Consider the following 20,564-nt stretch of genomic DNA (forward strand, 5'->3'; position numbering starts at 1 on the left):
CGGCCTTTCCCCGCCTCGTCCATGCAGGATGCTGACGGCGCGGGCGATGACGACGGGGATGTTCGGGCAGTAGCCGGCGCACCAGTACGGAGCCCTCAGGATCCGTCCGGTACGGGGACTTCCACGGGGCCGGGCGACGGGATGCCCGTGCCGGGCTTGAGCGGCGGTGCGTCGGTACCGGGCCCGGGGATGGTCGCTCCGCGCAGTTCCGGGGTCTTCGCGCCGACCCAGAGGACCGCGAGCAGGCAGGCGAGCCCGCCGCTGACCAGGGCGATCGCCCCCGAGGTCCACCCGGCCACGAGACCACCGCGCAGGTTGCCGAGGTTGGGTCCGGCCTGGCCGACGATCTGCTCGGCCGCCGTGACCCGGCCCAGCAGGGCGTCCGGCGTGTGGGTCTGGACGATCGTGCTGCGGGAGATCACCGCGATCGTGTCACCGGCCCCGGCGACGACCAGGAACCCGAGCGCCACCCATGGATCGCGCACCATCCCGAAGGCGGCGAGAGCCAGGCCCCACAATCCGGCCCCGCACAGCATCACCGGCCCGGGTCGCCCGAGCCGCGTGATCGCCCCGGACAGCGCCGAAGCGGAGATGCCGCCGACGGCGAGCACGGACAGGAACAGTCCGAGCGTGCGCGGACTGTCGCCGAATCGTTCGGCGTTGACCAGCGGGAACAGGCTCACCGGCATCGAGAGCACGGTGGCGGCCAGGTCGGTGATCAGGGCCCCGCGGACCGCCCGGTGCCCGGCCAGGAAACGGAGGCCGTCGAGCACCCCGTGCACCCCGGCCCGGGACGGTTCACCCGCGGGCGGCAGGGCGGGCAGCCCGACGGCGCCGTAGAAGGCGAGCCCGAAGGACAGCGCGTCGACGAGGTAGCAGGGGCCGGTGCCGGCCCAGCCGAGCAGGATCCCGCCGAGCGCAGGACCGGTGAGCATCATGGCCTGGAAGAAGACCTGCTGGAGCGCGAGCCCCGCCGCCACCTGGTCCGTGGGCAGGAGCCGCGGAACGAACACGCCGGCCGCCGGTCCGCTGACCGCCGCGCAACAGGACTGCATCGCGACCAGGCCGAGCACGCCCACCACCGGAACATGCCCGGTGAAACCCTGCACCGCGAGCAGCAACGATACGGCGGCCTGGCCGACCTGGGCCGACAGATAGATCCGCCGGCGGTCGCCACGGTCCGCCCAGGAACCGGCGAACAGCCCGAACACCGTCATCGGCAGGGCCTGCGCCAGCCCCACCGCGCCGGTCCAGACCGTGCTGTGGGTCATGTCCCAGACCTGGTACATGACGGTCACCATGGTCATGAAGCTGCCGAGCACGGACAGTGTCCGGCCGATCAGCAGACGCCTGAAGACAGGGGACGTACGCAGCGGCCGGACGTCGATCAGCGTTCGGGCCAGGCTCATGAGGGGCGGAAAGACGCGCAGGGGTGGTTCACGACGCGCAGGCTATCCGGCACGGTCCGGCCCGCACGAATCGTTTGTCGCACCGCCGGGGCGATCTCGTCGAACCCGAAGGCGAACACCACCCGCGCCACGGACACCCCAGCGACGAGGCAGCCTGCCGAGCTGTGACACGAAGGCATGCGACCCGCGTCACATCGACCCGACCCGACCCGACCCGCACCGCCGTAGGGCCGTTTGCGTGCGGCGGCTCTCAGGAGACGCGCCTGCCGCCCGTCGGTTCTTCCGGATCACCCGAGCGCGAACGACGCTCGCTGCCGCCACCGTGCTCCGTCGTGGACCATGAGATCCACCGAGGCCACGCGGGAGACGACGGGGAGCCGGTCCCGGAGGCCGGCCTCGGCCTCGTCCAGCATGGTGTCGTCCTGCCCTTGGGCGATGGTCAGATGCGGCACGATCTCGGCGAACTCGCCGCCGAACGGCGGGGTTTCGGGCCACCGGTCCACGACGGACTCGGTGAGCGCGCGGAACGAGGGGGCCGGCTCCGGGGCGAGATACAGAATCCCCGGGAACCGCCCGCACCGCTCGAACCGGGCTTCGAACGGCTTGTGACGCCCGATCACTTCGGCGACGGCCGCCAAGGTGTCGCCGTCGAGCCGGCTCTCGGGGAGGAAAGGGAAGAGCACGGTGACATGCGCCGGCATGCCCGACCGGACGGACGGGTCCAGCCGGTCCCGCCATGCGCGAACAGCGGGCTGCGCCTCGGGAACCCGCACCACCAGTCCGGAACGCGCTACGTGATCGGTGCTGGAGTCGTTGCCTGTCATCGCCCTTGTCTATCCGCGGAGGAGGCGGTCCGCGACCGATTTTCAAGGCTGGCGTTCGGCTTCACCCGCTTCACCCGCTTCGCCCGCGTTCATCGTCCCCGTCCCCGCTACGGTCGCAGGCCTGCCTGCCTGAGGGTCAGCCTGGACAGGTCCGCGATGACCTGCTCATCTCCTCGCCGCCAGGCGTCGGCAAGGCCGCCCGGCGGGGTGGGGATCTCGGCGAGATCGCGCTGCGGTCCGGTCAGGGCGCGCAGGGCGAGCAGATCGGCGCCGCCGGGAGCGTCCAGGAGGTGGCGCGTCGTGGCGCTGCGCCGGATCCAGCGCACACGCGGCGGAAGCCACAGCAGCAGGACGAACGCCACGGAGAGGATGATCAGAGCGATCGTGGCCAGCAGGGCCACACGGCCCACCAGGTTCTCCAGCGACTGCCCCGCGTCGGAGAGACCGTTGGCGGCGTCGGCGGCGGAGCGCAGCGGCTTCTTCAGGGAGCTCCCGACGAGCGGCACCCTCGAAGCGGCGTCCCCGGCGTCGTCGAGCCCGCCGGCGAGGCTGTCGCCCGCGCTCCGGGCCTCGCGCCCCGGCCCGGCCAGCAGCATGATCGCGTGGTGGACCACCAGGGCGAACTTCACCGCGGCCGCGATCAGCACCACGCCGATCAGGTCGGCGATCACCTGACGGCTCCGACGCGCTGGAGTCTGGGCGTAAAGACGCATGGGAGTGCTCCTGTTCCGGCGATGCCGTGGACCGGGGCGGGCCGGCCGCGGCAGGTGCGGCGGCTCGTGCCGCCGAGGCTCGGGCGGTCGTGTGCGAACGGGGGAGTGGAGGTGGGTCGCGGGTAACGGATTACCGCTGCCGGTGAGTTGAATCGAAGAAGAAGGGACGCGAGCGAGCGGTGGCGCTGTGCCGGAGGCCGACGGGGCAGAGGTCGACGAGGGTCGGAGCGGGGGCGCGAACGGCTTCTCGGTAATGGTGACATTCCGTCAGTACGACTTCCCGCCTTTCGCGAAGTCGTGCATGGCGTGGTGCGTGAAGCGTGGGCGACGCCCTCGCCCGCCAAGACCGGCAGCGCGGTCACGTCCCCGCTCGGGGACGGGGGAAGGGGGCGGTCACAGCCCGGCGAGCAGACCGTCGAGCGGGGCGGGTACGCGGTCGGGTGCGAGAGCCTCGACCAGAACGCGGCCGTAGCGGATCTTGCGGCCCTTCTTCGTGCCGAGGAAACGCCTCAACTGCTGGTGCGCGGAGCGGCCGCGCTGTGCGGGCTGATGGAGGAAGGTCCGCAGAGCGCGCAGGTCACCCTCGGCCTGGACGAGTTCCTCCACCCGGGACGTGCCCAGCGCGCGGATGAGCTCGTCCTCCAGATCGGCCGCGCAGACGAAGAACCTCGGCGGACGCGCCACGTTCCCGGCCGGGCCGTCCTGCTCCAAGGCCCGGGCGTAGTAGCCCCGCTCCGCCTCGTCGCACAGTCCCGTGAGCCGCAGGCCCAGGCCCCGCGGCCCGAGGAGGCGGGCGTAGCGCCCGACGCTCATCGCACCGTTCATCGCCAGGACGCAGACTCCCTCGGCCCCCAGGGCCCGGCCACGGCTCTCGGCGAGCGCCTCGACCGCCGCGAGATCGCTCGGCCCCTCGACCAGGACGACCGTCCTCACGGACACCCCCGCGGCGGCCTCCCGCGCGAGCTCCCCCGAGCCTCCGGCCGCCCAGGCGCTCACCGCCTCCCGGAACGCCCCCATGTCGGTCATGCGCCGAGTCTGAGCCCTCCCCGCTCCGCACGGTAACGAATCTCCGTCGGTGTGCCGACCAGGAAGTCCTCCTCGCATCCGTCGCGGCGAGCGTGAGTATGCTCGCGGGGTTGTCCGTCATGAAGCGGCGGAATGGTGGCGGGTGTGGGGGTTCATTCGATGATGACGTCGCAGCCCGTGGCTACCGACGTGGCTTCGCCCGAACTGGACCGCTCCGCGGCCTGGGGGACGGACGAGCCGTCGGTGCTGCTGGTGGAGGACGACCCGGGCGACGCGTTGCTCGTGGAGGAGATGGTCGCCGACAGCGCGCTCGGCATGCGTCTGCGCTGGGTACGCTCGATGGCCGAGGCCTGCGACGTGCTCGCGGCCGAGGTACCGGACTGTGTGCTCCTCGACCTGCACCTTCCGGACGCGCAGGGCCTGGAGGCGGTGTCGAGGGTGCGCGAGCGCGCCGAACACGTCGCCGTGGTGGTGCTCACGGGACTCGCGGAGGAGGGCACCGGTCTGGCGGCCGTGGCGGCCGGCGCGCAGGACTACCTGGTCAAGGGCCGGGTCGAGCCGGAACTGTTCGGACGGGCGGTCCGCTACGCGATCCAGCGCAAGCAGGCCGAACGCGACGCGGCGGCCTTGCAGGCGAGCCAGATGCAGGCTCAGGAGAACGCCCGGCTGGAGCGGGGACTGCTTCCGCGGCCCCTGCTGCGCGGGGACGGTGTGGAGGTCGTGACCCGCTACCGCCCCGGTCGCGCGCACGCGCTGCTGGGCGGTGACTTCTACGACATCGTGCAGAGCGCGGACGGCACCGTGCACGCCCTCATCGGAGACGTCTCCGGCCACGGACCGGACGAGGCCGCTCTCGGGGTGGCGCTGCGCATAGCCTGGCGCACCCTGGTCCTCAGCGGTGTCACCGATGCCGACCAGGTGGGCCGGCTAGAGGAGATCCTCATGGCCGAGCGGGCAAAGGTGGGAGTCTTCGCCACCCTGGTCATCCTCAGCGTCGGTCCCGGCCGGCGACACGTCCGCATGGTGCGGGCAGGCCATCACGGCGTCCTGCTGTGCGGAACGGGCGGCGTCGAGTGGGTGGAGGTCGAGGGCGGTCCCGCCCTCGGGATCCTTCCCGGCGGGGCGCGCTGGCCCGTGGAGGAACTGGCGCTCCCGGAGGGCGCGGCCCTGGTGCTGTTCACCGACGGGCTCTTCGAGGGGCGCGTCGGCCGCGGCACCGAGCGGCTGGGCGAGGAAGGGCTGCTGGCGATGGCCCGGGAACTGTCGGATCTGGCACCGGCCGAGTTCGTCGACGGACTGATCGGCGGGGCCGAGGCGCTGGCCGAGACGCAGGGCGGCCTGGCCGACGACGTCGCCGTGCTCCATCTGCGCTGGAGCTGACGGGCGTGACAGACATACGTGACAGCGATGACTTCGAGGACGGGACACGGAACATGACCGGCGAGCGGTGGGCCGGACGCCGGCTGACGGTGCAGGGCTGGATCAGGCTGGTGCTGGCGCTCATGGCGCTTGTGGTGCTCGTCGGCGCCGGGGTCGGCGCCGCGCTGCTCCAGCGGACGGCCTCGGTCACCGACCATCTGCTCCTGGACGTCGAGCCGGCGCAGACCGAGGCGTACCGGCTCCAGGCGGCCCTGGTGAACCAGGAGACGGGCATCCGCGGCTACGCCATCGCGGCCGACCGGCAGTTCCTCGCCCCGTACGCGCAGGGCCGCGACGACGAGGCCCATGCCGTCGCCCGAATGCGCGCCCTCATCGGCGACCGGCCCGAACTCCTCGCGGACCTGACGAGGGTCGAGAAGCGGGCGGCCGACTGGCGGCGCACCTACGCCGAACCCCTCGTGGACCGCATCACCCCGGGCAAGCCGCGCACGATCGACTCGGCGACCACCGAACGCGGCAAGGAGTCCTTCGACCGCATCCGTGGCGCCTCGGCCGAGCAGATCGCCGGACTGGCGGCGGCGGTCGACCACGGCCGTGACCAACTGGCGTCCTCGCGGAAGTTCCGGGACCTGGTGCTCAGCGCCATGGTCGTGGTGTTCCTGCTGACCGGTGTGGTGATGACGGTCCTCGTCCGCCTGCTGGTGACACGTCCACTGGACGAGCTGCGGGTCGCCACCCGCCGGGTGGCGGGAGGCGATTTCGAACACGCCATCACCGGTGGCGGACCCGTCGACGTCACCGCCGTGGCACGCGACGTCGAGAACATGAGGCAGCGGATCGTCGCCGAGCTGGAGGCCTCCCGCGAGCAACGGGTGACCCTGGCCCGCCAGACCGCCGACCTGGACGCGCAAGCCGTCGAGCTGCGCCGCTCCAACGCCGAACTCGAACAGTTCGCCTATGTGGCCTCCCACGATCTCCAGGAGCCACTGCGCAAGGTGGCCTCGTTCTGCCAGCTGCTGGAGAAGCGCTACGGCGACCAACTGGACGACCGCGCACGGCAGTACATCGACTTCGCCGTCGACGGCGCCAAGCGCATGCAGATCCTCATCAACGACCTGCTCACCTTCTCCCGGGTGGGCCGCGTCAACGATGCTCGCCTGCCGGTCGACCTGGACCAGACGCTCACCAAGGCGCTCGCCAATCTGGACACTTCGGTCACCGACAGCGGTGCTCGCATCGACCGGCCGGCGGAACTGCCCCAGTTCGTGGGGGACCCGACCCTGGTCACCATGCTCTGGCAGAACCTGCTCGGCAACGCCGTCAAGTTCCGTCACCCCGACCGACCGCCCCACATCCGCGTCACCTGCGAGCGCGACCCGGAGGACTCCGGCTCCTGGCGTTTCGCCGTCACCGACAACGGCATCGGCATCTCCGCCGAGTTCGAGGAGAAGGTCTTCGTCATCTTCCAGCGGCTGCACAGCCGCGATGCCTACGGTGGAACCGGGATCGGCCTCGCCCTGTGCAAGAAGATCGTCGAGTACCACGGCGGCCGCATCTGGATCGACACGGCCTACACGGACGGCACGCGCTTCTGCTTCACCCTCCCGTCCGCCGAGGCGACGGACCCCCTTCACGACAGCACCGAGGACAAGGCCCTGATATGACCACTCCCGCCGGCACCCCCATCAACGTCCTCCTTGTCGAGGACGACCCGGGCGACGAGCTGATGACCCGGGAGGCGTTCGAGGACAACAAGATCGGCAACACCCTGCACGTCGTGCGGGACGGCGAGGAGGCGCTCGACTTCCTCTACCGGCGAGGCGCCCACACCGACGCGCCCCAGCCCGATCTGATCCTCCTCGACCTCAACCTGCCCAAGTACGACGGCCGCCAGGTCCTGGAGAAGATCAAGTCGGACCCGGCCCTGTCCCACATCCCTGTCGTGGTCCTCACCACCTCGGCGGCGGAGGAGGACATCCTGCGCAGCTACAAACTGCACGCCAACGCGTATGTCACCAAGCCGGTCGACCTGGACCAGTTCATCGCGGCCGTCCGCCAGATCGACGACTTCTTCGTCCAGGTGGTGCGCCTGCCACGGCAGAACGGCTGATCAGGAACCGGCGGCCGCCGGCTGCCAGGTGGCCCGCACCAGAGCTCGTTCGACGCCCGCCAGATAGACGGCCGCGGCGAGCCAGGCCCCTGCGTAGCGGTCCGGGTCGGCTTCCCCGGTGCGGCCGAACACGTCACGGGTGCGACGGTCGGCCTCCGCGCTCAGACCGGCAGCCAGGTCGGCCGCCGTCCGGAAGCCACCGCGTCGCAGGGCCGCCCGGTCCCCGCGCAGATCACCGTCGCGCGCGGGCTCCGCGACGGCTCTTCGGCCACCCGACACGGCGACCTCGACCAGCCGCCGAAGCCGCCACAGTGGGGCCTGCGCCAGCGGGTCCGTCGCTTCGCCGCTCCCACCGTCCACCGGCGGCAGGGCGGAGGCGGAGCCGGACAAGGCCTCCGCCGGCGGGAAGTGCGCGCCCTCCAGGCGGTCGTAGCCCAGATCGGCGTGACCCCGCCACTCCGCGGGCAGCCGCAGCGTCGCCTCGGTTCCCGGCAGCGGGGCGACCGCGAGCGGGCGGAGCGTGGCGGCACGGTCCGGGTCAAGGCGCCCGATGACGCGCAGCCGCAGTCCCGGCCGGGAGGCGAGCCGGCGGAAGTTGGCCGTGTGGGCGAGGCCGGGATGCTCGCCGGCCGGGGCCAGCCGGAGCAGGACGCCTTCCGTGTCCGGCCGCCCGGAGGGCAGCTCCCGTGCGATCAGGTGGTCCCCTGCCGCTCCGACCAGGACCAGGTCGCAGCCGACCGGCTCGCGCACCGCATGCTCGGCGCGCTCCGGATCGGCGTCCGGCGCCATGGCGAGCCGTTCGGCCACCACGTCGGTGAGCGGACGGGCGAACAGCGCGGCAAGAGGACCCGCGGTCCACGGCACACCGGTCAGCGGCGTCGCCCGCACCCCCTTGCCGGCGCCGAGGCGGTCGTCGGAGGACACCGTCGCGCCCGAGATCAGTAGTCCGCCCCGGGACAGCTGGGCGTGATCGAGGTTTCCGGAGCCGAGTGCCACGGTGGCGGTGGCCGCCCCCTGCGCCCGAGCCGGTCCGCCGGGCTTCACGTCGGCGACCGAGAACCAGCGGCCGTCCTCCGAGACGACATGGGTGACGACGCCGCCGTAGCCGGTGGCCGTGATCACCGGCTCACTGCACACCCCGTGGACCCGCAGGCTGCCGCCCGGCCGGTAGGCGCGGCGGGCGGTGCCGATCAGCGCGGGCTCCGGCACCGCCGCGCTCAACAGGGCCGTGGTGAGCAGCAGTTCCCGTACCTGAGCGACGAGGTCGGCCAGCCGGTGACCGTCCTGGCGGGCACGCGCGCCCCGCAGTCCACGTACGACCCTCAGCGCGGCCGCCTCGGCGCGGTGCAGGCCGGCGAGCCGGGCGGTGTGCGCGGCCCGCAGCAGCTCGGCCTGGGGGACCGCGCCCGCGGCGGGCACCCCCGCGGCCAGCAACGCCGCCGCCGCGGACCACAGTTGGGACGCGGCCGCCAGCTGGGCAGCGGTGAGGGGGACGGCCTCCTCGGGCTCCGCGACCGCTTCGACGGCGGGCGACGCGACGGACGGCGAGGCGGCCAGGACGAGGGGCGACGTGGTGGCCGAAGCGAGGGGCGACTCGGTGGCCGAACCGGCGGGCGCGATCGTGGACAGCGGTGCCGCGACCGCGCTGGTCGCGGTGGAGCCGAGGGCGGTGTCGGCAGCGGTGGCGGTCGTGGAGGAGCCGAGGGCGGGGTCGGTGACGGCGGCGGTCGCGGAGCCGAGAGCCGTGGCGACAACGCCGACGGTCGCGCAGCCGTGGGCCGTGGCGGAACCCGGGGGAGGAGCGCCGACGCTCTCACCCTCCCCTTCGGCCTCCGCGTCGGCCAGGGGACAGGCGCCGAGGACGGCGGCCCGGTGCAGACACCGGGGAGCGAGCAGACAACTGCACACCACCTGACCCGCGTCCGTCACGGAACCGGAGGCCCCGGGGGTGAGAACCACCTCCGCGTCCTCACCGCACCGCACGCGCCGGACCGTGCCGTCGGCGACGACCGGCAGGGCCGCGTACGACTCGATCGTGGCGTCCAGCTTCTTGCGGAGCCTGGTGGTCAGGCCCTCGACGGCGGAGGCGGCCACATCGGGGGCCACCGGGGGAAGTTCGGTGTTCAACGGGTCTCTCCGCGGAGACGGTCGCCCACCCAGCGGGCGAGGGCGAGGGGACTGAGCGCGGCGACGGGCATGCCGGCCGCGACGAGCTGCTGCGCGACGGGCACCGAGTAGCGAGGGTTGCCGGAGTCGTCCAGGGCGGCGCATCCCATCAGATGCACCCCGGAGCCGGCCAGGGCCCGGACCTCACCGAGGAGTCCGCCCAGGGGGTAGCCCTCCTCGAAGTCGCTGACCACGACCACGAGGGTCCGGCTCGGCACGGTGACCAGGGAGCGGGCGTGGCTGAGTCCGGCCGCGATGTGGGTGCCGCCGCCGACCCGTACCTCCAGGAGCAGCGACAAGGGGTCGTCGACCCGGTCCGTCAGGTCGATCACGTTCGTCGAGAACGCGAGGAAGTGCGTGGACAGGGTCGGCACACCGCCCAGGACGGCCGCCGTCAGGGCCGACCAGATGACCGAGGCCTCCATCGACCCGGACACGTCGACCACGAGGATCAGACGCCAGTCCGCCTCCTCCTTGCGCGAACGGGTGCTGAACACCGGCCGCTCCGGCACCACGACGGTGTGCCCGTCGGCGTTCCGGCGGGTGTGGGCGAGGTTGGCCCGAAGCGTGCGCGGCAGATCGATCCGGCCGCCGCGCCGCCTGGTGGGCCGGGGACTCGCGAGCCCGGTGAGCGCCGGCCGCATCCGGGTCGCGAGCTCCTTGGCCAGCTCGTCGACCAGACGGCGTACGAGGGGGCGCAGACCTGCCAGTTGCTTCTCCGGCATCCCGCCCGCGAGAGACAGCACCGAGGTCAGCAGATCGACCGACGGGCGGACCGAGGCGGGATCGAGCTCCGCCAGTACGTCAGCGCGGCCCTGGTCGGCGGCACGGGCCAGCACCTCCTCCCGGACCTGTTCCCCGAACAGCGCCCGGAGCTCCTCGGCCCAGTCCCGGGCGGTCGGGAACGACGCCTCGCGGCCACCGCCCCCGCCCGGGGGCGCGCCCTCCCGGCCGAGGTCGGCGGAGCCCTCACCGAGGCCATGGCCGTACAGCTCGTCGAGCGCGTGCGCGTACCGGCGGGTGCTCGGCCGGAGCTTGTCGCTCTCTCGGCCGAGGAGCAGCCGCCAGCGGTCGGCGGGTGTGACGTGGGGAGCGGCGGGAGGCGACGCCTCGGTGACCGCTGTCGTCGAGGAGCGCCGCGGGGCGGGGAGCGCGGACGCGGGCTGCCCCGACCGGCCGGGGTCCGACCGACAGGGGTCGGCGGGTCGCGGGTCCGTGCGTCCGCGGTCCGTGGGTCCGGGTACGGGGCCCGCGTGGAGTGCGGGGTCCGCGGCTGGTGCGGTGTCCGTGCCTGTGCCTATGCCCGTGTCCGTGTCCGTGTCCGTGCCAGAGTCCGTTCCCGTTCCCGTTCCCGTGTTCGTGCCTGTGGGGAGGTTCAGGGCCTGGACGGCCGCGCGTCCCGCCGCGTCCGCGGCCGTCCACAGGGCGAGAAGCCGCGGGGAGGCCGTGAGCGACAGGTCGAGACGGTCACCGAGCCGTTCGGTCACGGTGTGCAGGAGCCGGTCTCGGCCCGCGGGAGCGAGCGTGTCGAAGCCGCCGCGCAGGGCGGGCAGCCGGTCGAGGAAGCCCTGGTCGGTGAGCGTGTCGACGCGGTCGAGCAGCGGGTCGAGCGCCGCCGGCGCCGACTGGAGCAGCGCGGCCGCGCCACCGAGCAGCCCGCCGAGCCGACGGCTCAGCGCATGGCGGGCCTCCGGTCCGGTCGCCGCGTCGATCCAGCCCGCCGCACGCGCGCCGAGGCTCGCGGCGTCGTCGAGGTCGAGCAGCACCCGGGCGGCCAGCGCGGCGCCCTGGACGAGGGGGGAGCCCGTGCGGGCGAGTGCGGCGAGCGCGTCGTCCATCCGCAGCCCGAGGCGGTGGTCACCGGCCCGCGAGGCCAGTTCGACGAGTGCCGTCGCGTCCTCGGACCTGTCGCTGCCCGCCAGTCCCGGCAGGGTGCGGACCGCCGACTCCAGCAGATCGGTGGCCAGTTCGGCCGCCGCCTGTCGGGTGCCGGGGCCGGTGCCGGGCAGATGGCTGCGGCACAGAGCCTCCAACAGGTCCAGCGCGGCGAGGAGTTCGGGCAGCGTGGCCGCGGTGGGAAGGAGCTCGGCGGCATCGGCCAGCCGCTCCGACACCAGGGCCGGCAGATCGCAGCGGGCGGCGGCGCCCAGGGCCGTGAGGACCTGGGCGCAGGTGGGCCCGCCGTCGGCGGACTGCCCGCGGAAGGTCTCCCGCAGCGTGCCCTCGGCGGCGAGGGCCGCGGTCACACCCCGTATCCCGGCCAGGTCCAGCCGTACGGGGACGGCCGGTGCCCACGCGACCCGCCACCGGGTGGTCAGGGCGGCTCCGTCGCCCGTGCCGGCTACGGCCACGGTTTCTCCGTAGCCGACGCCGCAGACGGCGAGACGCTGGAGCAGCACCTCGCGGCGGCCGTCGAGAGCGGAGCGGAGCGGGTCGAGGCGCACCTCGCGCCCCGCCGGGTCCTCGGGGCCCGGGAGGCGCAGCGCGGCGACCTCCTCCTCCACGCACGGGCCGAGCCCGGAACGCGGTGTGCCGGGCGCGATCCGGCCCCGGTCGGTGCCGACCATGACCACGTCGAGCGCCCGCGCGAGGGCCCGGCCGCGCCCCAGCGGCTCACCCTGGCCCATCACGCTCGTGAGCGCCTCGACGACCTCGCCCCGCCCCGGTGCGGCGAGTCCCCGTACCCGTGCGAGGTCGCCCGCCATCCGCAGGGTCTCGGCGGCCTCGCCCGTTCCGGCCGGATGCCCGGCCGCACGCAGTTCCCGGCACACGTCGGTGACCGCCCGCGCGGCCGCGTCCCGTACCCGCTCGGGGTCGCCTCCGGCCCGGAACACCGCCTGCTGCCAGCGCGGGTCCCGGATGCCGGCCGGGTAGCCGGAACGGGAGTCCAGCAGATCGAAGGCATAGGGGACGAGGGAGGTGATGACCTCCGGGTTTCCGCTGCCGAGGCCGTTCGGGATCGCCGTCGAGCCCTCGACGGTGGCGCCCGGAGCCGTACCCGTGCCGGGCGCCGGGGCTGTCAGCGCCGGGGCGTGGAACGCGCCGACGACCGCCGCGACCCGGCGCCCGCCGACCGCGGCGCGCGCGATCGTCTCGCGCATATGGGCCTCGCGGTCCAGGTCCAGAGCGGGAACGCCGCCCGAGGCCTCGGCGTCGCTGCGCAGCGCCCAGCCGACCCCGAGCGCGGCCCGGCGGACCGCCTCGGGAGAGGAACCGGGGGCCAGGACCTCCACACACCGGTCCCACAGATCGTCACCGTCACGTCCGGTCCCCGACGCGGCCAGCGCGCTCCCGAAGGAGACCGTCGCGGCGACGGACCTCTCCTCGGCCACCGCGGTCCGCGTGTCACCGGACGGGACGGGCCCGACCGCGGCCCACCGGGGATCGGACATCGGCAGATCGCAGCACACCACGTCCGCCCCGCGGTCCCGCGCCCAGCGCACGGCGGCCAGTTCGGGGGAGAAGTCCGCGAACGGGTAGAAGCCGAGCCGGCCGTTGTCACCCGCACCGGCGAGCGCCACCGGCGCGAGGGTGCCCGGAGCGGCCAGATGGGGCAGCCACGCCTGGAAGTCGGCGGGCAGCTCCACGCACACGACCTGCGCCGCACAGGCGTCGAGCAGGGCGGGCACCGCCGCCGCGAGCGCCGGGCTGTGATGCCGTACACCCAGCAGGTACGGCGCCACGGAACCGGCGAGGGCGGTGACGGCCGCCCGCGGATCCTGGGTGTACGTCACCGGAGGTTCTCCCGCAGGTCCCAGAGCCGGCGCCACACCGCGGAACCGTCCTCGGCGCGGCGGCGCACCGGGCCGTCCCAGTAGCCGAGCAGACGTGCGTGGTCGGCCGGGTCGTCCTTGCGGACGACACCCAGCAGATGCCCGGGGACCAGGTCGAGGGAGTCGGCCCCGGGCAGATAGGCGGCGGCCACCCCGAGCGAGACGGCGACCTGCACCGCCTCGGCGGTCGACATGACCGTGCCGGGCCGCTCCACGTCCCAGCCCTCCGCCGATCGCCCGGCCCTGAGGTCACGGAAGACGGTGACCAGCACGTCCAGGACCGCGTCGTCGACGCCGAAGCCGGCCCCCGCCCGCTCGACGGCCGCGACGGCCTGCCGCCGTACGAGAGCGGTCTCGGCCTCGACGTCGGCGATCGGGTGGACCGTCTCGAAGTTGAAACGGCGCTTGAGCGCGGCGGACATCTCCGAGACACCGCGGTCGCGCAGGTTGGCGGTCGCGATGACGGTGAACCCGGGAGCGGCCGCGACCTGGGCATCGTCCGTGCCGGCCAGTTCGGGCACGCTCATCCGCCGGTCGGACAGGATCGACACCAACGCGTCCTGCACCTCGGGCAGACAGCGGGTGATCTCCTCGACGCGGGCCACGCGGCCGGCGCGCATCGCGGCCAGCACGGGCGAGTCGACCAGCGCCGTCGGTGTCGGACCCTGGGCGAGCAGCAGGGCGTAGTTCCAGCCGTAGCGCAGGGCGTCCTCGGTGGTGCCCGCGGTGCCCTGGACGGTGAGCGCGCTGGTGCCGGACACGGCGGCGGACAACAGCTCGGAGAGCATCGACTTGGCCGTGCCCGGCTCACCGACCAGCAGGAGACCGCGCTCTCCGGCGAGGGTGACGACACACCGTTCCACCAGGGCGCGTTCGCCGACGAACTTGGGTGTGATCACCAGTCGGCCCGGCAGCGTGTCGTGGTGCTCGGCGAGCGTGAGCGGCTCGCCGGCGCTGCCGCAGACGAAGGTGATGACGGCGCGGGGTGTCAGTCGCCAGCCGGGCGGGCGGGGGCCCGTGTCGTGGGCGGCGAGGAAGGCGAGTTCGGTGACGTGACGCTCCTCGGCGGGCAGGGTCTGCCGTGCCGGAAGGGCCGTCGCCGTGTCGGTCGCAGGCATGCGTGTTCCTTGTTCGGTCGGTGCGTGTGTCGTCAGGGGGTGCCGGGCCCCTCGGCGGGGATCGCCGGGGCCCCGGCGGTGCGTCAGCGTCGGCGGCCGGGCCGCACCTCGAACTTCTCGAAGCGGGGACCGCCGCCCTCCTGGACCAGCTGCCAGGCTCTTCGGTACAGATCCGCGACCGGTTCGGTGGGCACGATCACGGCGAGCAGAGCCTCCTCGTGCCACAGCAGGTCGTCGTACAGCGGCCGCTTCCACTGCTCCAGCGGAACGCGCGGGGCCTTGGGCACCACCCAGCCGCCGGGAAGGAACAGCGAGCGCCCGGCCCGGGTGCGGCTGGCCTCCACGACCAGGTCGGTGGCCGCCAGTTCGGCACGGGCCGCCTTGAGACGAGCCGGCTTCCAGCCGGTCCAGCGGGCCGTCATCCGGTCCGTGGGGTCGGGCATGGCGAGCAGCATCAGATAGAGCGCCGCCGCGTCCTCCCCGAGGCCGTACTCCTTGGCGACGTCCGTGACGAGCTCCGGCACGGAGCGGGTCGGGTCCTGCGGCCACCAGGTGCCGTCCTTGCCCCGCTCTCCGGCCAGCGGGTCGCCCGGATCGGCGAGCAGGGCCTCGAAGCGGGCGGATCGGGCCAGACGCAGCGCCACCTCCACCTGGTAGGGGCGCTGGCCGTCGACCCGCAGCGCGGGCAGGTACGGGTCCTGGCCCGTCTCGTCGAGCAGGGACACCCGCAGGGCGGGCGACGGCTGGTCGTCGTGCGTGGCGAGGACGACGGCACCGTACCGCTCGAACCCCTTGCCGACCTCGGTCGGTGCGCCCGCCGTCTTCCGGAACCCGCTGAGGCTGATGTACTGGTTGAGGTCGAGCATCAGCCCGGAATGGGACAGCCGGTCGTGTACGGCGGCGAGTGCGGCGGGCAGCGCCGCGCGGATCGGGTCACCGGCGGGCAGCCGGTGGGCGAGCCAGGCGGCGAGTCCGACGAAGCCGATCAGGACCGGTCCGGCGAATCCGGGCGCGTTCTTGTCGACGCACGTGACCCGGTCGCCCTCGACCGCCCATTCGTGGTCACGGCTGAGCCGGGGCTCCTGGGCCGGGTCGAGGAGTGCGGGCAGGGCCTGGCGGGCGTTCCACTGTCCGTGTTTGAAGGCGCGCACCGCGTCGCTGAGCAGTTCCTCCGGCACGGGGGCCCGTCGGCCCAGCCTGCTGTTCCAGACCTCGGCCGCGGCGGCCCAGTCCGGTCCCTCGGTCCACAGGCGGGCGGGGTCGGCGGGCAGCAGGGCGGCCACGACCTCGGCGCGGATCGCCGGATCCACCTGGCGCAGTTCCTCCTTGGCGACGGCCGCGGGAGCGGCCTTGACGCCGATGGCCGCGCAGGCCTGCGCGGTCAGGAACGACCGTTCGTAGACATCGATCTGGGGCAGACCGGCCGTGATCAGCCGGGCCATCGTGTCGGTGACGCCCGTCAGACGGGCGAACTCCTCGGCGGCCTGCGGGAACCAGGGCGCCGGACCGCGTGCGGACAGTTCCGCGAGGAACGCGCCGAGCCGGCCCGCGTGAGCGTCCTCGCCGAGCGGGGCGGACGCCCGGAGCGTGTAGGGCTCAGGGGTCTCGAAGCGTCGGGCCGGATCGTGGAAGAAGGCGGTGAAGACACAGCCGTCGTCACCCCGCGAGACGAGTTCCACCACGGCGAGGAAGGCACCGGAACCCAGGGGAAGCAGCCCGTTCCACGCGCCCTCACGCCATTCGTCCGACGGGGTGCGGACCACGTCCGCTCGCAGGTGCAGTTCGACCTTGCGCCAGGACGAGTAACCGGCCGTCGACGCCAGACGCAGGGCGTCGAACTCGGCGAGCAGCGCCCGCAGGGCACTTCGGTGCTCGTCGGAGGTGGTGCCGGCCGCTGCCCGGAAGGCGACGGCCGACACGCCGGCGAGCAGTGTCTCCAGCCCCAACTGACCGACGGGCAAACGTCGTCCGTCGAAGTGCAGGGGCGACGCCGGGCCCTGCGCCACGGCGGGGTCGGGGAGCAGGGACGCCCGCTTCAACTCACGCAGCGCACGGAAGACGGTGTCGGCCTCCTTGTCACGGTTCCACCGCGAGCGGGAGGCCGCGCTGATGCCGTTCGTCGCGTCGATGAGCACGTCGTCCGGCGGTCCCGCAGGCCCTTCCTCCTGCGGGCCGCCGTCGAGGGCACGGGTGAGCCGGGCGGCCACCCCGTCCAGGACGGCCTGCTGGCCCGCGGCGTGCCGTACGACACCGGCGATGCCCGCGACCAGCGCGGCGTGGGTGACCGGGAGAAGGGTACGGATCGCCTCCGGCAACGCGTCCTTGTCCTCGTGACCCGCGGCGGCCAGCAGAGCGGCCGCCGTGTCACGGCCGGCGCGCCGCAGTGACGCGGAGCCCTCGGGGTCGCGGGCCGTCAGGAATTCCCAGTACTGGACGGGAGGCAGCAGCAAGGAGCCCTCGCCGAACGCCCCGGGCGCACGGTCGGTCTTGGCCACCGAGGTGGTGACACCGTCCGCGTCCACGACGGCGAGGCGCCAGCTGTCGCGGACGACGGCCGCGGCCTCCTCCGCGCCGGGGAAGACCACGAGCGTCGAGGGCCGGCCCACGTCGGCGGGCAGGGTGACGGTGTGTCCGGCCAGGTCCTGGGCGCGCACCGAGCCGTCGGGCAGCTTCACCAGGCGCAGCCCGACCAGACCGTCCACGGGCGCGGAGGCGGGCCCCTCGGCGGTGGTCGGCGCCGGGTACAGCCGGCCACCGGCGGACGTGCTGCCCTCGGGGGCGTCCCGCAGCGCGTCGGCGAGGAAGGCGGGCCTGCTCACCCGGCCGCGCTCACCCGTCGCCGGGTCGTACTCGTACCAGTCGTGCGCACCGCCGTCCGCGCTCCACACCCAGTACGAGACACCGTCGCTGAGCAGTTGACGCTCTTCGGGCAGGGTGGTGTCCCCGGCGTGCAGGACGCCGCCACCGGTCGTGCGGCCGCCGCCGGCCAGGGGCAGGGTGATCGGACCGTTCCCCTGATACCAGTCCATCCGGGTGCCGCGGGTGTTCCTGGCGCCCTCCAGGGACTGCGGGCGGTCGGGACGGGTGTGCCAGTAGCCGCGCAGACCATCGGCGCGGTCGTTCCAGTAGACGAGGAGCTCTCCGTCCACATGATGGAAGCCGGGATCGCCCCAGTGGCTGTTCGACGGGATCCGCAGGTCGTGGGTGAGGAGCGTGCCCTCGGCACCGATCACCCGCGCCTGAGCGGCCCCGGCCACGATGAGACGGGGCCAGGCGTCGGCGACGACCACGTCCTCGATGTCCGCCTCGGGGACCAGCGAGGCGATCGCGTCCTCCCAGGCGGGCCAGCCGAGTTCGTCGAAGAGCCCGGCCCGCAGGGTGCGTGCCAGCACCGGTGCGAGGTCGGTGCCCGCAGCCTTCCGCACCTCCTCCTCGGCGAGCGCCAGCGCCTCGGCGGGCAGCCACTTGAGCCGGGCCAGCGCCTCGGGCAGCTGGGGCAGGCCCACGGCCGTGAACCGCCGTACGACACCGAGCACCCAGTCCGCGAGCAGCGGACGGCCGCCGGGCGACGCCGCCAGCAGCGAGATCGCCCGCAGCGACTGGCTGTCGTCGCCGAAGCGGTCCGCACCGCGCCGGAAGGCGGCGTGAAAGCGGCTGTCCGCGGCCAGCGACACCAGGTCGCGGCGCCCCTCCTCGCCGAGGGCCCACTGCGACAGGAGCAGGGCGTCGCCCTGCCGCGGAGCGGCCACCGGTACGTCGAGGGACAGCAGCAGGTCGATCAGGTCGAGGTCATGGACGACCCTCAACGTGCCACCGGAAGCGGCGAGTTCGGCCCGCAACCGGTCCGCGGCCCGCTCGACCAGCGGATACAGCTCGGCCAGGCGACTGGGATCACGCCACGACCGGGCCCGCAGCCAGAAGGCCAGGAACCGCTCCAGCCAGCCGGCGGCGCCGTCCTGCGGCCGCTGTTCCTCCGGCAGGGAGCCGTCCCACAGACCCGCGACGGCACCGGAGGTCTCCAACAGGTCCAGCCACATCGCCGGCAGGTCGCTGTCGCCACCGGAGGGCATGAGGTCGAGCAGCATGCCCCGCACACGGGGCTCGCGCGTGGCGAGCGCGACCAGGGCCGTGCGGTGTCCCTTCCACCAGCCGGCCGCCGCTCGCAGCGTCGCCGGCAGGACGAGGAGCTCGCGGACGTACTCCTGCTCGGTGAGGGCGGCGTCGCGGCCGGCCGCCCGGGCCAGCCTGCGGAGGTCGTTCGCCATCTGTACCGACGGCGGCAGCCCGCCCGCCGTGCGGCGCAGGCACAGCCGGGTGAAGCGCCGCAGCGCGTCCTCGGCCGGCACCCGCGCGCCCAGCTCCCGGGCGTAGGAGGACAGCACCTTGACGGGCAGCGCCCCGGCCAGGGCGAACTCCAGGAACACGGCGTCCAGCCGCTCCTCCTGCACCGTCAGGCCGTGCTCGGCCTCGGCCTTGCGGGCACGGGTGAACAACTGGGCCGCGTAGGTGGCGTTCTCCTCGGCCAGGAACACGCGCCCGGCCTGCTCGTAGAACGTCGGCAGGAAGTGCGGCACCGAGGCCGCGAGCCGGTCCCCGAGTTCCACGAAGGCGTCGAGAGCGGCCTTCGGGCGGGACTTGACCTGCCGTGCGGCCCGCTCCAGGTCCGGCACGACCCGCAGGGCGTGGTGGCCGTCCTCCGGGTGGTGCACCAGAACCCATTCGGGAAAGCCCAGCGACTGGCGGGTCCCGATCCCGACGACGACGGGCTCGGTGTCCGGCTCCAGGCCGAGGAATCCGGCGGCCAGGTCCTCCGCGGCCCCCAGCTCGCCCGCGACGAGGCGCACCACCACCCGGTCGTCCAGGCCCGGGTGACGGTACGTCCGTGTCGTCAGCGGCACCCCCAGCTCGCCGGTCCCCTCGGTGCCGGGCGGCAGCACCGCTCCCGCCGCCAGCAGTTCCTCGTACGACACCTGTGTCCCCCCGCTCATGCGTTCTTGCCCTCCTCGATGTCGCGGCCCGCGTACAGCGCCGCGGCCATCCGCATCCCCTCCGACCAGGCCACCGGCCCCACCTCGCCCAGCGGCAGCGCGCGGCCGTCCTGGTCCTGCCAGGTCAGTGCCCCGGTCTCGACCTGGCCGTCCCAGTACGGCTCCCCGATCCACACCGAGGCCTCGACGGTGCGAACGCCGTCGCGCACCCGGGCGGTGGCGTAACCGCCGGACACCCCGTAGCCCAGCGAGCTGGCGCGTGCGGCCAGCGCGAAGCGGGAACGGAACGAGCCCCCGGCGAACTCCCTCACCTCGGTGGACCTGGCGCGCAGGTCCTCGGGCCGTCGCCATATCGCCCGGTGGATCTGCTCGACGCGCTGTTCCATGCCCAGTTCGGCCGCGAAGTCGCGCAGATCGTCCAGGTCCGGGAGCAGCACCGGATGCGGCAGGGTGACGGTGCGCGGGGCGATCCGGACGGTCTCGCCGTCCAGGTTCACCAGCCGCAGTTCGCCCGCGTCGGTGGCACCGCGCAGGAAGCCCACGTCGTCCGGGTCGTCGCCGACCACGACCAGATCGCGCAGCGCGGACTGCCAGGCCTCGTCGGGCCACACCCGGGCCAGGAGACCGGTCGGCACGGGCAGCGAGGACACCATCCACGCGTCGGTCTGTGCCACACACGCCGTGGCGTGCCGTTCGAGCCACTCGGCGAACCGTCGCAGCCGGTCCACCTCGGGGTGGTCCTTGAGCGCGCGCGGAAGCGATTTCAGCTGCCGTCCCGCCGCCCGGCCCGTGGTGGCGCGCACGGCCACCCGCCCTTCCACAAGGGCGACTTCATACCCGTCACCCGCTGACAGCCACCCCACGAGCCACAGCCTTTCGCGTCAAGAACACATGATGAGAGCACAGTTCACCCAGGTCAGTCCGTCCCGGGCCGAGTGCGACCATGCAGCGAACGCTAGCGGCGGCCACTGACAATCGGCCCCCGGCCCCCACAGATCCCGGCCGACGCACCGGAGTCGGGGCTCGTGGCGGGGGAGCGGGCGGTGTCCGACGAGCC

General features: G+C 73.7%; 12 protein-coding genes. 3 read left to right on the top strand and 9 right to left on the bottom strand.

Annotated elements, in window-relative coordinates; genetic code table 11:
* Positions 1–95: 95 nt before the first annotated feature.
* The 4 genes from ACZ4AA_RS23200 to ACZ4AA_RS23215 all read right to left on the bottom strand — a co-directional run bounded on the left by ACZ4AA_RS23200 (position 96) and on the right by ACZ4AA_RS23215 (position 3,972).
* On the bottom strand, positions 96–1,409 hold the full coding sequence (locus tag ACZ4AA_RS23200) for an MFS transporter (protein ID WP_467605661.1): 1,314 nt from the start codon (positions 1,407–1,409) through the stop codon (positions 96–98).
* A gap of 287 nt (positions 1,410–1,696) precedes the next feature.
* Positions 1,697–2,233, bottom strand: a complete 537-nt coding sequence (locus ACZ4AA_RS23205) for a 2'-5' RNA ligase family protein (RefSeq protein ID WP_467605664.1) — start codon at positions 2,231–2,233, stop codon at positions 1,697–1,699.
* 107 nt (positions 2,234–2,340) lie between these two features.
* The gene (locus tag ACZ4AA_RS23210) at positions 2,341–2,946 is read right to left on the bottom strand and encodes a hypothetical protein (protein WP_467605667.1); all 606 of its coding nucleotides are present in this window, start codon (positions 2,944–2,946) and stop codon (positions 2,341–2,343) included.
* A 393-nt stretch (positions 2,947–3,339) separates the two neighbouring features.
* Complete coding sequence (locus tag ACZ4AA_RS23215) at positions 3,340–3,972, bottom strand: TOPRIM nucleotidyl transferase/hydrolase domain-containing protein (RefSeq protein WP_467605670.1); 633 nt, start codon at positions 3,970–3,972, stop codon at positions 3,340–3,342.
* A 159-nt stretch (positions 3,973–4,131) separates the two neighbouring features.
* On the opposite strand from ACZ4AA_RS23215, the gene ACZ4AA_RS23220 reads away from it, so the two are divergent.
* From ACZ4AA_RS23220 to ACZ4AA_RS23230, 3 genes are read left to right on the top strand one after another with little or no spacing between them, the layout of a single operon-like run.
* Positions 4,132–5,352, top strand: coding sequence for a PP2C family protein-serine/threonine phosphatase (locus ACZ4AA_RS23220; protein WP_467605674.1), 1,221 nt, complete (start codon positions 4,132–4,134; stop codon positions 5,350–5,352).
* A 53-nt stretch (positions 5,353–5,405) separates the two neighbouring features.
* Positions 5,406–7,016 (top strand): sensor histidine kinase, encoded by a 1,611-nt coding sequence (locus tag ACZ4AA_RS23225; protein ID WP_467605948.1) that lies wholly within the window; start codon positions 5,406–5,408, stop codon positions 7,014–7,016.
* Entirely contained in the window at positions 7,013–7,462 is a 450-nt protein-coding gene (locus tag ACZ4AA_RS23230) for a response regulator (RefSeq protein WP_467605677.1), read from the top strand. Before ACZ4AA_RS23225 ends, ACZ4AA_RS23230 begins: the two co-directional genes overlap by 4 nt.
* Here the strand turns inward: ACZ4AA_RS23230 and ACZ4AA_RS23235 are convergent, their stop codons facing one another.
* The 5 genes from ACZ4AA_RS23235 to ACZ4AA_RS23255 form a co-directional block, all read right to left on the bottom strand.
* Positions 7,463–9,589 carry a hypothetical protein gene (locus ACZ4AA_RS23235; protein WP_467605681.1) on the bottom strand — a complete coding sequence of 709 codons (2,127 nt, stop codon included), beginning with the start codon at positions 9,587–9,589 and terminating at the stop codon, positions 7,463–7,465.
* On the bottom strand, positions 9,586–13,362 hold the full coding sequence (locus tag ACZ4AA_RS23240; RefSeq protein ID WP_467605685.1) for a DUF5682 family protein: 3,777 nt from the start codon (positions 13,360–13,362) through the stop codon (positions 9,586–9,588). The genes ACZ4AA_RS23235 and ACZ4AA_RS23240 overlap by 4 nt, the downstream gene beginning before the upstream one ends.
* Entirely contained in the window at positions 13,359–14,519 is a 1,161-nt protein-coding gene (locus ACZ4AA_RS23245; protein WP_467605689.1) for an ATP-binding protein, read from the bottom strand. The genes ACZ4AA_RS23240 and ACZ4AA_RS23245 overlap by 4 nt, the downstream gene beginning before the upstream one ends.
* 83 nt (positions 14,520–14,602) lie before the next feature.
* Positions 14,603–19,507 (bottom strand): DNA-binding protein, encoded by a 4,905-nt coding sequence (locus ACZ4AA_RS23250; protein WP_467605693.1) that lies wholly within the window; start codon positions 19,505–19,507, stop codon positions 14,603–14,605.
* A complete protein-coding gene (locus tag ACZ4AA_RS23255) occupies positions 19,504–20,370 on the bottom strand; it encodes a DUF4132 domain-containing protein (RefSeq protein WP_467605697.1) in 867 nt (288 codons plus the stop codon). The genes ACZ4AA_RS23250 and ACZ4AA_RS23255 overlap by 4 nt, the downstream gene beginning before the upstream one ends.
* Between the last annotated feature and the right edge of the window lie 194 nt (positions 20,371–20,564).

The sequence above is a fragment of the Streptomyces sp. NPDC024698 genome (assembly GCF_055559015.1).

Bases quoted from the DNA above. Each gene is read 5' to 3' on its own strand.
- ACZ4AA_RS23250 (WP_467605693.1), bottom strand. From the start codon at position 19,507: ATGAGCGGGGGGACACAGGTGTCGTACGAGGAACTGCTGGCGGCGGGA.
- ACZ4AA_RS23200 (WP_467605661.1), bottom strand. From the start codon at position 1,409: ATGAGCCTGGCCCGAACGCTGATCGACGTCCGGCCGCTGCGTACGTCC.
- ACZ4AA_RS23215 (WP_467605670.1), bottom strand. From the start codon at position 3,972: ATGACCGACATGGGGGCGTTCCGGGAGGCGGTGAGCGCCTGGGCGGCC.
- ACZ4AA_RS23230 (WP_467605677.1), top strand. From the start codon at position 7,013: ATGACCACTCCCGCCGGCACCCCCATCAACGTCCTCCTTGTCGAGGAC.
- ACZ4AA_RS23210 (WP_467605667.1), bottom strand. From the start codon at position 2,946: ATGCGTCTTTACGCCCAGACTCCAGCGCGTCGGAGCCGTCAGGTGATC.
- ACZ4AA_RS23245 (WP_467605689.1), bottom strand. From the start codon at position 14,519: ATGCCTGCGACCGACACGGCGACGGCCCTTCCGGCACGGCAGACCCTG.
- ACZ4AA_RS23220 (WP_467605674.1), top strand. From the start codon at position 4,132: ATGATGACGTCGCAGCCCGTGGCTACCGACGTGGCTTCGCCCGAACTG.
- ACZ4AA_RS23205 (WP_467605664.1), bottom strand. From the start codon at position 2,233: ATGACAGGCAACGACTCCAGCACCGATCACGTAGCGCGTTCCGGACTG.
- ACZ4AA_RS23225 (WP_467605948.1), top strand. From the start codon at position 5,406: ATGACCGGCGAGCGGTGGGCCGGACGCCGGCTGACGGTGCAGGGCTGG.